Raw genomic sequence first — 13,684 nt, forward strand, 5'->3', positions numbered from 1 at the left:
CGCCAGCGGTAAGGTCTAAGGTGTGTCCTTTAGAGTCGAAATCCCGGAACCTCTGCGGTTACGTCATCGCCAAACTGCTGAGAGCCGGAACTGGTTGGCTCAATTGCCGGACTTCATCAGCCAAGCTCTTCAGCAGTGGCAGTTAACAGTAGATCTGCCTGCTAGCGGATCACCGTCATACGGGTACACCGGGGTTGTGATTCCGGTGCTGGCTGAGGACGGATCTGCTGCGGCATTGAAGCTAGCGTTCCCTCACGACGAAGCCCATCTGGAGCCTGTCGCTCTTTCCCTCTGGGACGGCCATGGGGCTGTCCGATTGTTAGCCCACGATAAAACACTCTCAGCGCTACTCTTGGAACGGCTCGATGACAGCCGTTCGCTGGCAAGGCTCCCCGTCGACGATGCTGTCCCTGTGTGGGGCGCCCTCGTTAAAAGCTTGAGCGTGGGGCCCGATAACCGGAGTCAGTGGCAGCAAATCCCCCAGTTAGCAGCCACTGCCGAAAGGTACTGCGACGAATTACCCCAGCGCTGGTCAGAAACGGCCGAACCGTTCCCACGCTGGCTACTCGAGGCAGCTTTGGAAGTCTGCCAAACGTGGGGCGCCGTTGGCAGGCGCAGCAGTTCTGATGTGTTGGTCCACACCGATCTGCACTACGAGAACGTCTTAGGCAGGCCGGGTACGCAGGAATATTGGGCAATAGACCCGCAAGTCACTCTGGGGCACGCCGAATTCGCTCTAGCGCCTTGTTTATGGAACCGACTCCAAGATCTACCTGAGCGCAACGCAGAGGCAGGTCTCCGCCGTCGGGCTTCCCAACTTTCACAAGCTGCCGGATTCGATGAACTCCTCGCCATGCAGTGGACAGTGGTGCGTGAAGTGGAAAATGCGTTGCACTATTTTGAGGAGACGGCCAACAGCGCAGATGCCCAAAGGTCATTATGGGTGGCAAGCACCATGGCCGGGAAAACACTCCCCTGGTTGCCAAGAGCACACGCGCTCAAGCCAATTTCCTAACTCTGGCGGATGTTCTCATTCCAAACATCGAACCCCAATTTCATGATCAACGCCGTGACAACCACCAGGAACACGATCCTGATAAATTTGCTGCCCTGCTTAACTGCGGTGCGGGCGCCAACATATCCTCCGGCCATATTGGCTCCGCCCAAAATGAGTCCAACGCCCCATAGCAAAGATCCATGGGGCAGGAAGAACATTAAAGCCCCTGCGTTTGTTGCGAGGTTGACGATCTTTGCCTTGGCACTGGCTTCAAGGAACGCATACCCCATGAGGCTGACCATGGCGATAATAAGAAACGAACCAGTCCCAGGGCCAATGAGACCATCATAAAAACCGATCAACGCACCAATGCAGCCAGCCACAATGTGATGCTTTTGCCCTGAATAGCGCAGGGCAGTGAGCTCGCCAAGCCCCGGTTTGAAGGCTGTAAAAAGCAACACTGCCACCAATGCCACCACAATGATCGGTTTAAAAACTGAGCCAGGCAGGCTGGCGGCCACCACCGCCCCACCCAGGCTGCCAACAAGCGCCACACCAGCCATCGGCAAAGCTGTACGCAGATCCGGTTTCACACGTCGATAGTAGGTGACCGAACTGGTGGCAGTTCCGAAAATCGAGCCCATTTTATTGGTCGCCAAGGCCTGTATGGGTGTAATTCCGGGGATCATTAGCATCACCGGAAGTTGCAATAGACCACCACCACCCACCACCGCATCAATCCAGCCGGCTGCGAAGCCGGCCACGATTATCAACAAAATGGTGGCCATGGTGATGTTCTCAAAGCCTGAGATCATTCGTGCTCCTCGTTATGCCAGTTGCGTGCCTACTGGTTGTCGAGAATGTACTGCACGGCTTCGCCAACGAGGACGTTCTCAGCCACGCCGGTGCCACGATTCTTGATCTCCACAAGGCCTTCAACCAGGCCACGGCCAACGGCAACTATGGTGGGGACACCAATAAGTTCAGCATCGCCAAACTTCACGCCCGGTGAAACCTTGGCCCGGTCATCATAAATGACCTCTAGTCCGGCGGCTTCCAGTTCAATGGTGAGCTGTTCCGCTGCATCAAAGATCTCAGACCCACGGCCTACGGCCACCACATGAACATGTGCCGGCGCCACATTGGCAGGCCAGATTAATCCCTTGTCATCATGGTTGGATTCGGCCAGTGCTGCCACTGCGCGGGTGATCCCGATACCGTATGAACCCATGGTGACGACAGCAAGCTTGCCGTTATGATCCAAAACCTTAAGGTCTAGTGCCTGAGCGTACTTACGTCCCAAGGCGAAAATATGTCCCATTTCAATGCCACGGGCGGCTTCAAGGGGCCCTGAGCCATCAGGAGCGGGATCGCCTGCGCGTACTTGGGCAGCTTCAATGGTGCCATCCCAGCTGAAATCGCGGCCGGCCACTAAGCCGAACACGTGTTTGCCTTCTTCGTTGGCGCCGGTGATCCAGCTGGTGCCGGAGACAACGCGAGGATCTACCAAGTAAAGAATCTTGGTGGTGCCCTCGGTGCCCAAGACTGCTGAGTCCAGAGAAAGCCCCGGGCCAATATAGCCCTTGATAAGTCCGGGGTGCTTCTTCAGGTCAGCCTCACCGGCCGGTTCAACGCCAACTTCACCACCGGTTGACAGATGGACGCCAATGGTGGCTTCGATCCGTTTGAGGTCAACGTCGCGGTCACCGGGCAGGCCCACCACAACGATTTGACGCTCACCGGTAGGCAAGGAGACGGCAAGAACAACGTTCTTTAACGTATCTCTAGCACTCCATGCACCTTCGGCACGCGGGGCGAGCTCGTTCGCAGCTGCCACCAATAATTCAATGGTGGGAGTTTCCGGGGTGTCTCTGACGTTGGCGGCTGGTGCCGTGGTGAAATCGATCGTCTCCGGCACCACAGTGGTGACTGCTTCAACATTGGCAGCGTATCCTCCGGCGGAACGCACAAAGGTGTCCTCGCCAATGGCCATCGGGTGCAGGAACTCTTCGCTCTTGGACCCGCCCATGGCACCAGCTGTGGCCGCGACAGGAATGACTTCAAGGCCGAGGCGCTCAAAGATACGCAGGTACGCACCGCGGTGAGCCATGTAGCTGACTTCCAGTCCGGCGTCGTCAATATCAAAGGAGTAGGAATCCTTCATGATGAATTCCCGACCACGCAATAGCCCTGCACGGGGTCGCGCCTCATCGCGGTACTTGTTTTGAATCTGGTAGATCGACAGCGGCAGGTCCTTGTATGAGGAATACAAGTCCTTCACTAGCAGTGTGAACATTTCCTCATGGGTGGGAGCCAGCAGGTAGTCGGCACCTTTTCGATCCTGCAGGCGGAAGATGCCATCGCCGTACTCCAACCACCGGTTGGTGATTTCGTAGGGTTCCTTGGGTAGCAGTGCAGGGAAGTGCACCTCCTGGGCACCGATCGCATCCATCTCCTCACGCACAATGCCTTCTACCTTGCGCAGTACGCGCAGGCCCAGCGGCAACCACGTGTAAATACCCGGGGCAGCACGGCGGATGTAGCCGGCTCGCAGCAGTAGTTTGTGGCTGTCGACTTCGGCGTCAACAGGGTTCTCACGCAAGGTGCGTAAAAAGAGGGTGGAAAGGCGAAGTGCCACGCGGGTCATCCATTTCTTGAAGTTGGGCGTGCCGCCATGAAGAGAGACGGACATGTACTAATCTACCGGGTCGGAGGCGCTCTGTGGCACACCCAACCGCTGAGAGTGCGATGCTGCTTGGGTGACACTGGACAGTGCCGTGTCCCGGGTCTAGTTTGAAGTGATATCTGCATAAACTAACAGCTTCGGAGGGCCGGATGTCCCATAGAGCAGCCATGCCCGCCCGAGGAGCTGCGTTTGTCCCCGTTCCAGCTGATCCTTCAGGGGCACATGGCCCGGTGAGTATCAGCATTGAGGGCTTGCGCGTTCACCGGGGAAAATCCACAGTGTTGGCCAACATTACCGCCAGTATTCCCGAGGGGCACATCACAGGGCTATTGGGTCCCTCCGGCAGTGGCAAAACTACTTTGATGCGCACCATTGTGGGTTTGCAGAAAATCAGCGCAGGCACAGTGACAGTTCTTGGCCGCCTGGCAGGGGACCCCCAAAACAGGCACGACGTCGGATACCTCACCCAGTCCGCCAGCGTCTACAGGGACCTGAGTGTCATTGACAATGTTCGATATTTTGCTGCTTTGCAGGGCGCCTCTCGGGAGCAGACTCACGCCGCCTTAGCCGCCGTGGGGATGTCTGCACTTGGCAGGCGTAGGGCTGGTCAACTCTCCGGCGGGCAGTTAAGCAGAGTGTCCTTGGCGTGTGCCCTGGTAGGGAGGCCGCGGTTACTTGTTTTAGATGAACCGACGGTGGGTCTAGATCCGATACTTCGGGCGGATTTGTGGGCGCGGTTTGCCGCTATGGCTGCCGCCGGCACCACCTTGATCATTTCAAGCCACGTCATGGAGGAGGCTGGACACTGTGATTCCTTGCTGCTGCTGCGTGAGGGGCTATTACTTGCACAGCTGACACCGGCCCAATTACGGGTAAAGGGGCGAAGCGAAGAACTGGAGCTGGCCTTTTTGCACATCATTGAAGATTCGGTGGGCTCACACCCAGAGATGCGCGGCGCCCACCCCGACGGCGCCCACCACAACGGCGCCCACCACAGTGCACAAGCATGAATATCTCGATGATGTGGGCCACCTGCACCCGCGTGCTTCGCCAGCTCAGGGGTGATCCGCGCAGTCTGGGCATGATTCTGCTAGTGCCGGCAGTGCTGTTGGCACTGGTTTACTGGCTGTACCAAAACGAAAAACTTGCCCCCGGCATGCCCCGGACATTCGACCGGGTGGGGCTGATGATGTTGGGTGTCTTCCCGTTTGTGGTGATGTTCCTAGTCACTTCAATCACCATGTTGCGGGAGCGAACATCAGGGACGTTGGAACGCCTCCTGACAACACCCATCCACAAGGGCGACCTGCTTTTTGGCTATGCCCTTGCGTTCTCGATCATGGCGACTCTGCAGGCATTCGTAGCCACAGCCACCGCCTACTGGCTCTTTGGGATGAAGATTGCAGGCAATGCTGGCTGGGTGGTACTGATTTCGGTGTTGACGGCAGTTCTCGGGGTGGCGCTGGGCCTCCTGTGTTCGGCGTTCGCCACGACCGAATTCCAAGCCGTCCAGTTTATGCCTGTGGTGGTCATCCCGCAGATCCTCCTGTGCGGGCTCTTTGTTGCCCGGGATCAGATGAACAGTGTTTTGGAGATAATCTCAAACATCATGCCGCTCAGTTACGCCGTTGACGGGCTGGCGGAAGTTGCCTTGCACGGCGATCCAAGCTCAACTTTGGCTTTTGATTTGTGGCTGCTTGGCGCATTTGTTCTGCTATTCCTGCTGTTGGCAGCTCTGACACTGCGGCGCAGAACCGCCTGACTGCGTGGCTTCTGGGTCATTGGGAAACTGGCGTTGATGGGTACCTCTGCCCATCGCGCATAAAGCACATCTGAGTCTAATGTTGAGGTTCATCAACTTTTGAAATCTAACAACTGGTGATGTTCCATGAGAAGGAAAATGCGGGAGAAGCAATGAGCACTGGCCTTTATGGCAGCGACCCAGAGGAGCTGCGTCAATTCGCTCGGGAGCTTGAACAGGCAACGAATATTCTGCTGGCAGTAAAAAGCGAGTTGAGCACACGCATCAGCTCCAAGTTGCGGTGGGAAGGGCCCGACGCCTTCTTTTTCAGGCATGCATGGCAATCTTCTTATGCTCCGGTGATTGGACAAGCGGCGCAGATGCTCGAGGACACGGCGCATACCCTCTTGCTGCAGGCATCAGAGCAGGAATCTGCCAGTAGCTAGGCTCGGTTTGCGACTGCGCTGGAACAAGTGCCCAGCGCTGTCAGCTTCTGTCCAGGGTACTGAGCGTCTGTTCACACCACGCTAGCCACGACCGCTCATACGCAATCCCAGCTCGCAGAACAGCCAGCTGCAATTCATCCGCCACGGAAAGGACACCGTCCGCGTCAAAGTCACGCCGTTCAATGCTCTCGAATCCTTCTAGGCTCTGCCCGTGTAACTTTTCATGCCGCCGCAGCTCACCTGTGATATCCACATTTCCCAACACTGCTGCCGCCCGCAAACGCACTAAAAGCTCGTCCCTGATGGGGCGGGGTTCACCCGGGCCGGCGCACCACGTTTGCAGAGCACTACGACCAGGCTCCAGCACCTCAAAATGCCTTTGTTGCCCCCGCACGGTAGCTAACCCGCGGGCCTCAAGCAGCCCACTGTGCTCCATTTTGCCCAACTCTTTATAAATTTGTTGGTGCGTAGCCTGCCAAAAATGTCCCAGCGATTTATCGAACCTCCGCGCCAATTCAGCCCCGGTGCACGGCCTTTCAAGCAGTGAAGTCAAAATGGCATGAGTGAGCGACATTAGATTCGTGCTGCCAAACGAGTGCCTTGATCAATGGCCCGCTTTGCATCGAGCTCGGCCGCCACATCCGCGCCCCCGATCAGATGTACGACGGCGCCGCCAGCTTCCAGCTCTGGAGCCAGTTCACGCTGGGGTTCTTGGCCGGTGCACAAGATGACGGTGTCAACGGCGAGGACGGTGTCGGTGCCGTTGACACGCAAGTGAAGTCCGGCGTCGTCGATCTTTTGGTACTCCACACCAGGGACCATTTGCACTCCCTTGGACCGCAACGCTGTGCGATGTATCCAACCGGTTGTCTTTCCCAGACCGGCGCCAACTTTGGTTTCTTTGCGCTGGAACAGCCCAACACGGCGGTCCGCGCGGGGTGGAGCTGCAGTGGTGATGCCGCCAGGACCGGAATAAGCGGTGTCGATCCCCCACTCCTTGTAGAACTTTTCTGGGACCAAAGTTGCGCTGGTACCGTGTGCCGTGATGTATTCGGCAACGTCAAAACCAATCCCTCCGGCGCCTAGGATCGCCACGTTGGTACCAACTTCCTTCTTATCGCGCAGCACGTCGAGGTAGTTCAGTACACTGGCGTGGCCCACGCCCTCGAGCTCCGGCTTGCGGGGTAGGACGCCGGTGGCTAGCACTACCTCATCAAAGTTCTCCGCCAGCAGCTGTGCCGCCGTGGCCCTGGTTCCGAGCCGCAACTCGATTCCTCGCAGTTGGATTTGGCGCGAGAAGTAGCGAATGGTCTCGTTGAATTCCTCTTTGCCTGGAATCTGTTTGGCAATGTTGAATTGACCGCCTACCTCATCGGCTGACTCAATGATTGTTACCAAGTGTCCACGTTCGGCCGCTGTTACAGCGAAGGCCAGTCCGGCCGGTCCGGCCCCAACCACCGCGATTCTCTTAGGCTGCGCTACTTTTTCAATGACTATTTCAGTTTCGTGGCAGGCACGGGGATTCACCAGGCAGGAGGAGGTTTTGCCCATGAAAGTGTGATCCAGGCACGCTTGGTTGCACGCGATGCAACTATTAATCTCATCGCTTCGACCCTCACTGGCCTTACGCATGAAGAACGCATCGGCAAGGAACGGCCGGGCCATGGAGACCATGTCTGCGGCGCCATCGGCCAGTAGTTTTTCCGCCACATCAGGGGTGTTGATGCGGTTGGTGGTGATCAGCGGGATGCCCACCGAGCCCATCACTTTTTTGGTGACCCAGGCGTATCCCGCTCTCGGGACTGAGGTGACGATGGTGGGGATGCGTGCCTCGTGCCAACCGATTCCTGTGTTTATGATGGTGGCGCCAGCTTTCTCCACCGCCTGTGCCAGAGTAATGACCTCATCAAGGGTTGAGCCGTCCTCGACAAGGTCAAGCATTGAGAGCCTGAAAATAATAATGAAGTTCTCGCCCACACGTTCACGGGTGCGGCGGATGATTTCCACCGGGAACCGCATCCGGTTTTCATAGGAACCGCCCCATTCATCTGTTCTGTGGTTGGTTCTTCGAACCAAAAATTCATTGATGAGGTAGCCTTCGGAGCCCATGATCTCAACACCGTCATATCCGGCCGATTGTGCCAGCTCTGCGGCGTGGGCAAAGTCCTCAATAGTTTCCTCCACTTCACCGGCACTGAGCGGGTGTGGGGTGAGGGGACTGATCGGGGCTGCCACAGCGCTGGGTCCAACCAGATTACGGTGGGAGGCATACCGGCCAAAGTGCAGCAACTGCAACGCGATCTTACTGCCTTCGGCATGCACTGCGGCTGTAACCACCTTGTGTTGCTCAGCTTCTTCGCGGGTGCTGAGTTTGGCGCCACCCTTCATGGGCCGGCCGGCCTCGTTCGGCGATATGCCTCCTGTGACCATCAAAGCCACTCCCCCACGGGCACGCTCGCCATAGAACGCAGCCATACGGTCAAAGCCGCCTGGGAGCTCTTCCAAACCCACATGCATTGAACCCATCAGCACCCGGTTGGGCAGCGTGGTGAATCCAAGATCCAGCGGGGCGAACAGGTGAGGGAACTGACCAGCATTCATTCATGCACTCCTTTGCGCAACAAGTTGCATAATCGTAGCGCACAATGAGGTGCGGGACACACCCTCGGGGCTAAAACAACACGGTGGCGAACGTTCCCACCTGCGCAAACCCCACCTGTTCATACACGGCCCGGGCACGAGTGTTGTAGTCGTTGACGTAAAGACTGGTGATAGGGGCATGCACTTGGGCCAACAACACCGCAGCTGCCATGTAGCTGGCGCTACGTCCCTGTCCGCGATACCGGGGGTTCATCCAGACGCCCTGCACCTGGGTGGCGAATTTCGTTACAGCGCCTAGATCCGCCTTGAAAATGATTTCCCCGCCGGTTTCATCATGAAGAAAGGAATAGCCGTGACTGATCAGCCACGCCACCCTACGGCGGTAGCTGCCATCTCCACCCAGGAAAGGCGAATAGCCCACTTCCTCCTCAAACATGGCTGCAGCAGCGATGAGCAGCTGATTAAACTGCCTACTGTTGCCCACCACCAGTGCGTGGTTCGGTGCAATCAGCGGAGGACCTGACAATGTCAGTAGGGGCTGGTTAGCCCGAATTTCTTGGGCCCGGATGCCCGCCTCATGCAGTACCTCCATTAGCGCAAGCGTGGGCTCAGCCGGGCCAAAAATGGAGGCATGTGGTTGCCAGTGCTCAACAATCCACCGCGCAAAAACAACAGCGTGTTCCGCCGTTGCCTGAACTGGGACCACGTTTGAGCCCACCCAACAAGCGGCAGCCAAGCTCACGCCGTCGTCCATAAAATAACCCAGCATGACGGCTCCGGCATGGGGTGGAACGGCGCTGTTGTTTTGATTGATAAGCGAGTCAACAAACACGTTGGCAACGCGGTCGCGCGCAACCAGCACCCGGAGCGCATCCGTGTCCGCATGGACCAGGACGCGCACCGGTTCGTGGCGTTTTAGCTTAGGAGACGCTAACCACGGGGCCACCCGCGAGAGTCGTGTCATCCGCATCGGACTCCATCTCTTCGGCAAGCCTCATGGCTTCTTCAATGAGTGTCTCAACAATTTGGTCTTCAGGGACAGTCTTGATGACTTCTCCCTTCACAAATATCTGTCCCTTGCCGTTACCAGAGGCAACACCAAGGTCAGCTTCGCGAGCCTCGCCAGGTCCATTGACCACACAACCCATCACGGCAACGCGCAAAGGTACTTCCATGCCTTCAAGGCCGGCAGTAACTTCTTCTGCCAATTTGTAAACATCAACCTGGGCGCGTCCACAGGAGGGGCAAGAGACTATTTCCAGTTTGCGAGGACGAAGATTCAGCGATTGCAGAATCTGGTTGCCAACCTTGATTTCCTCCACTGGCGGGGCGGAAAGTGACACGCGAATGGTGTCGCCAATGCCCTTGGCGAGCAGCGCGCCAAACGCCGTAGCTGATTTGATGGTGCCCTGGAACGCAGGCCCGGCCTCAGTAACACCAAGGTGCAGGGGCCAGTCACCCTGCTCGGCAAGCAACTCATAGGCGGCAACCATGATGACAGGATCGTTGTGTTTCACGGAGATTTTGAAATCATGAAAGCCATGCTCTTCGAACAAGGACGCTTCCCACACGGCCGACTCAACCAGTGCCTCAGGGGTTGCCTTGCCGTACTTCTTCATAATTCCCGGTTCCAGCGAACCGGCATTCACACCAATGCGGATGGACGTGCCATGATCCTTGGCAGCCTTAGCAATTTCTTTAATCTGGTCATCAAATTTGCGAATATTGCCAGGGTTCACGCGGACAGCGGCACAGCCAGCTTCGATCGCTGCAAAGACATACTTCGGCTGGAAGTGGATGTCAGCAATAACAGGGATCTGAGACTTCCGGGCAATAATAGGCAACGCATCGGCATCATCCTGCGACGGACAGGCTACACGCACAATGTCGCAACCGGACGCTGTTAGTTCAGCGATCTGCTGAAGGGTGGCGTTTATATCAGTGGTTTTTGTGGTTGTCATCGACTGCACGCTGATGGGCGAATCCGACCCCACACCAACCGAGCCGACCTTGATTTGCCGGGTTTTGCGGCGCGGCGCAAGTACTGGCGGTGGCAGCGGCGGCATGCCGAGACTGACGGAGGTCAAAATATGCTCCTTGGAGTTCATTTATCTAACACTGCGGCAGCTGTACCGGTTTGTGGTACCACTAAAGAGTCCCGCAATATCTATCTTTGATTGTAAGCTCGATCCCACCTGCGTGAGGACCAATGAGGGCTATCACACGTATTGACTGAGTTGACCGATCACAGGATTCCAGCCGGAAATCTTCAAACCGGTCACGCCGCCACCAATCGTCATTGGATCCTGAGAAACAATCTGTTGCACAGCAGCTTCATTTTCTGCGCGGAAAATCAGCAGCGCCCCGGCCCCGTCAGCGTAAGGACCGGAAGCCAACACCACTTCAGCCTCTGCCTGGGCGGCAAGCCATTCCCTGTGCTTGGGGCGGTACTCCACACGGGCTGCTTCAGCTTCCGGACCATAAATATACTCAACAGCGAAAATAAACATAGTTTCAGCCTATATGCAGCAGGGTTTTCACGAGGACCGCAACACTGGCCGCCCACAACATCGAGGCTAGCGTGCCAATAATAAAGCGCTCACTGGCTCCTGGCGTATTTTTCAATTCCGGATACCTGCCCAAACCCTTGATAGCCACCACATAGGCAATCGCCACCGGCTGACCGGAGAGGATGGCCACGGCGACAGCCGCACGTTCAAGAAACCCAATAAGCAGGCCTCCGCGCAAAACCTCACCTGTAGCTGGGGGCCCGGACCCGCTGCCTTCTTCGGGAGTAGTTCCAGTTCTGCCCGGAGTTTCCTCGACCGTGCTCATCTGCACTTCAGATGTCATTTCCGTGCCAGCAGCAGGAGGTAATTCACTGATTGGCGTTGGCGCCGGGCTCTCAATGGACTCTGCGGCATCGATTGCCAGCACTGGCTTGGACTTCGCCAACACTAAAATGCCGGCTGTGACTGGCCACCCACCAGCCACAGCCACGATCAAGGCCACAGCAATCCAGATCGCTTCCATGGTGCCTCCTTAAGCCAGCCCACTGCGGAGCAGCTGCTGGCATCGTCGCGAGAAATAGTTCAGGACTTTCACACTAGCGCCCTGCACTGACATTCCAGAGGGGCCGGGGCCTGAAAAGTTCAGCCGTGTGAGACAGGTTCTACGTGGTTTAGGAGCAGCCTGGCTGCCTTACGTCCGTTGAGCTCTTCGTGGTGACCTGATCGGAGAATCGCCTTACTGACGGCTTGAGGGCTGATCCCCAAGTGAGCTGCAACCTGTTTTTGCGTCGAGTTGGGAGAGGCCTTAAGCGCATCCAAAACCCGCCATTCAGCTTGGGACCGCCGCCGGATCAGATCACCAAACAAGACCAGGACAGCTTCTGCTGCATCCGCCCATTCCGAGCCGGCTACAGTTCTGACACTGAGTGGGACACGTTCGCCCGTTTTTTTGGCAGCATCAACAGCTTCGCGGGCGGCAACAAAGGCATTGCCCGCTCCTTCGCGCGAGCTGGGAGGCAAGGGTAGACCCACATCTCCGACCCCTATCCCGATGTACCAATCATGAACACGTAAAACCCTCGCCACCACTTCAACCACCGCGTCAGGGTCCGCAATAACTCCTTGCACTTCATCACCAACAGAGCGCTCGAAGCCGCGAAGAGCGTCAATGTCGGCAAGCGCGGCCAAAAGCCGCGGAACTTTATCGCCATGAACGCGGCTACCACGCTGATCGATCGTCAAAACAAACATGACTAAACCATAATTGATTGTTTCCTAGTAATCAACCGTTTATGTTTGTCTGGGGGAGAATTTGCGGACTGTGCGCCTGTAAAAAAACCAACAAGACCACGAAGCAACTCTCCCTATCCGAAGAGATTGACAGGCTTCACAATGTCAGCATAAATCAACAGCGCACCCATGCCTATCAGGACTATGGCTGCCACATAGGTGACCGGCAATAGCTTGGCGATGTCGAAGGGACCTGGGTCCCGTCGCTTGAATACCTTGGCAACAATGCGCCGCGCACCTTCATATAGCGCACCTAGGACGTGACCGCCGTCGAGCGGGAGCAACGGAATGAGGTTGAAGACAAACAATGCCAGGTTCACTCCGGCCAGCAAACCGATGAGTGTTGCGGCCCGGGCACTGAGCGGCACCTCCTCCATGGCTGCAACTTCACCGGCTACACGCCCAACACCAACAACAGAGATGGGACCGTTGGGATCTCGCGGTTCGGAACTAAATGCTGCTTTGGCCACACCAACAAGTTTCTGTGGCAGTTGGAAGACCACACCGCCAATTTGAGTGACGTTGTGGGCCACCGCCGGCAGCACGGCCGAGGCCGGCTGCGGCACCATGGCTGAGGTGGGGCCAACTCCAAGGAAACCCGCTTGCACGGTAACCGCTTTGCCAGCGTCATCCACTTGCGCCAATCCATTGGCGTCAATGACGGGACGCGCAGTCAAAACCGGGGTAATGGTGGTGGAGATGCTCTTCCCGCCACGTTCGTACACGAGGGCTACGTTCTTGCCTGCAGAGGCTCGAACTCGCTCTGTAAAAGCAGTCCAATCCGTGACGGCCTGACCATCAAAGGACGTGATGGAATCCCCTGGAAGCAGTCCGGCCGCGGCGGCTGGAGTTTTGGTGCAGTTATTTAGGTCGGTGGGCACAGGTTGGCCATAGGCCACCTGACACGCATTGACTTCAGAAAGCGTTGTGGTGGCTTGCGCAGAGCCAAACCCCATCAACAGCACTGCCATGAGCACAACGCCGATCAGTAGATTCATGAAGGGCCCGCCCAGCATGATGATGATCTTTTTCCAGACGGGCAGTTTATAGAACACCCTGTTGGAATCCTCCGGGCCAACTTCTTCGTGGGCAGCACTGCGCGCTTCGCTGGCCAAGGTTTGAAACATGCCGGTGCTGGAGGGGCGCACACTGCCATCGGAACGGTTCGGTGGGTACATCCCCACCATCGCCACATAGCCACCGGCGGGAATGGCCTTGATACCGTATTCAGTTTCACCCTTTTTGCGGGAGAACATTGTGGGTCCAAAACCAATCATGTACCGCGTTACGCGAACGTTGAACAGTTTGGCGGGCAGCAGGTGGCCCACTTCATGCAAGGCGATGGACACGGCAATACCAATGGCTACGAAGGCCACTCCACCGATGAAAAGCAGTACAGTCACAATTTACTTT

The 13,684-nt window shown here is 56.9% G+C and carries 14 protein-coding genes; 4 read left to right on the plus strand and 10 right to left on the minus strand.

Features of this window, described 5'->3' with window-relative positions:
* Nucleotides 1-22: 22 nt before the first annotated feature.
* A complete protein-coding gene (locus QMG40_RS11230; protein ID WP_283531133.1) occupies nucleotides 23-1,015 on the plus strand; it encodes an aminoglycoside phosphotransferase family protein in 993 nt (330 codons plus the stop codon).
* Here the strand turns inward: QMG40_RS11230 and QMG40_RS11235 are convergent.
* Both QMG40_RS11235 and QMG40_RS11240 read right to left on the minus strand, forming a co-directional pair.
* Nucleotides 1,012-1,812: a sulfite exporter TauE/SafE family protein gene (locus QMG40_RS11235; RefSeq protein WP_283531134.1), complete on the minus strand. Its 801-nt coding sequence runs from the start codon at nucleotides 1,810-1,812 to the stop codon at nucleotides 1,012-1,014. The two genes, QMG40_RS11230 and QMG40_RS11235, sit on opposite strands and share 4 nt — an antisense overlap.
* 29 nt (nucleotides 1,813-1,841) lie before the next feature.
* Nucleotides 1,842-3,635, minus strand: a complete 1,794-nt coding sequence (locus tag QMG40_RS11240; RefSeq protein ID WP_283531205.1) for a proline--tRNA ligase — start codon at nucleotides 3,633-3,635, stop codon at nucleotides 1,842-1,844.
* 197 nt (nucleotides 3,636-3,832) lie between these two features.
* On the opposite strand from QMG40_RS11240, the gene QMG40_RS11245 reads away from it, so the two are divergent.
* The 3 genes from QMG40_RS11245 (at nucleotide 3,833) to QMG40_RS11255 (ending at nucleotide 5,870) form a co-directional block, all read left to right on the plus strand.
* Nucleotides 3,833-4,693: an ABC transporter ATP-binding protein gene (locus QMG40_RS11245; RefSeq protein WP_283531135.1), complete on the plus strand. Its 861-nt coding sequence runs from the start codon at nucleotides 3,833-3,835 to the stop codon at nucleotides 4,691-4,693.
* The gene (locus QMG40_RS11250) at nucleotides 4,690-5,445 is read left to right on the plus strand and encodes an ABC transporter permease (RefSeq protein WP_283531136.1); all 756 of its coding nucleotides are present in this window, start codon (nucleotides 4,690-4,692) and stop codon (nucleotides 5,443-5,445) included. Before QMG40_RS11245 ends, QMG40_RS11250 begins: the two co-directional genes overlap by 4 nt.
* Nucleotides 5,446-5,597: 152 nt before the next feature.
* The gene (locus QMG40_RS11255) at nucleotides 5,598-5,870 is read left to right on the plus strand and encodes a hypothetical protein (protein WP_283531137.1); all 273 of its coding nucleotides are present in this window, start codon (nucleotides 5,598-5,600) and stop codon (nucleotides 5,868-5,870) included.
* A 40-nt stretch (nucleotides 5,871-5,910) separates the two neighbouring features.
* Here the strand turns inward: QMG40_RS11255 and QMG40_RS11260 are convergent, their stop codons facing one another.
* The 8 genes from QMG40_RS11260 to QMG40_RS11295 form a co-directional block, all read right to left on the minus strand.
* Complete coding sequence (locus QMG40_RS11260; RefSeq protein WP_283531138.1) at nucleotides 5,911-6,423, minus strand: PadR family transcriptional regulator; 513 nt, start codon at nucleotides 6,421-6,423, stop codon at nucleotides 5,911-5,913.
* Between the two features lie 20 nt (nucleotides 6,424-6,443).
* Nucleotides 6,444-8,471, minus strand: a complete 2,028-nt coding sequence (locus QMG40_RS11265; RefSeq protein ID WP_283531139.1) for an oxidoreductase — start codon at nucleotides 8,469-8,471, stop codon at nucleotides 6,444-6,446.
* A 70-nt stretch (nucleotides 8,472-8,541) separates the two neighbouring features.
* Complete coding sequence (locus tag QMG40_RS11270) at nucleotides 8,542-9,435, minus strand: GNAT family N-acetyltransferase (protein WP_283531140.1); 894 nt, start codon at nucleotides 9,433-9,435, stop codon at nucleotides 8,542-8,544.
* On the minus strand, nucleotides 9,392-10,558 hold the full coding sequence (gene ispG, locus QMG40_RS11275; RefSeq protein WP_283531141.1) for a flavodoxin-dependent (E)-4-hydroxy-3-methylbut-2-enyl-diphosphate synthase: 1,167 nt from the start codon (nucleotides 10,556-10,558) through the stop codon (nucleotides 9,392-9,394). The genes QMG40_RS11270 and ispG overlap by 44 nt, the downstream gene beginning before the upstream one ends.
* A gap of 132 nt (nucleotides 10,559-10,690) precedes the next feature.
* The gene (locus QMG40_RS11280; protein WP_283531142.1) at nucleotides 10,691-10,981 is read right to left on the minus strand and encodes a YciI family protein; all 291 of its coding nucleotides are present in this window, start codon (nucleotides 10,979-10,981) and stop codon (nucleotides 10,691-10,693) included.
* A gap of 4 nt (nucleotides 10,982-10,985) precedes the next feature.
* Complete coding sequence (locus QMG40_RS11285; RefSeq protein ID WP_283531143.1) at nucleotides 10,986-11,504, minus strand: hypothetical protein; 519 nt, start codon at nucleotides 11,502-11,504, stop codon at nucleotides 10,986-10,988.
* 119 nt (nucleotides 11,505-11,623) lie between these two features.
* A complete protein-coding gene (locus QMG40_RS11290) occupies nucleotides 11,624-12,232 on the minus strand; it encodes a MarR family transcriptional regulator (RefSeq protein WP_283531144.1) in 609 nt (202 codons plus the stop codon).
* 113 nt (nucleotides 12,233-12,345) lie between these two features.
* Entirely contained in the window at nucleotides 12,346-13,677 is a 1,332-nt protein-coding gene (locus QMG40_RS11295) for a M50 family metallopeptidase (RefSeq protein ID WP_283531206.1), read from the minus strand.
* Between the last annotated feature and the right edge of the window lie 7 nt (nucleotides 13,678-13,684).

Source organism: Arthrobacter antibioticus (assembly GCF_030063205.1).
In the GTDB taxonomy this organism is placed as follows: Bacteria; Actinomycetota; Actinomycetes; order Actinomycetales; family Micrococcaceae; genus Specibacter.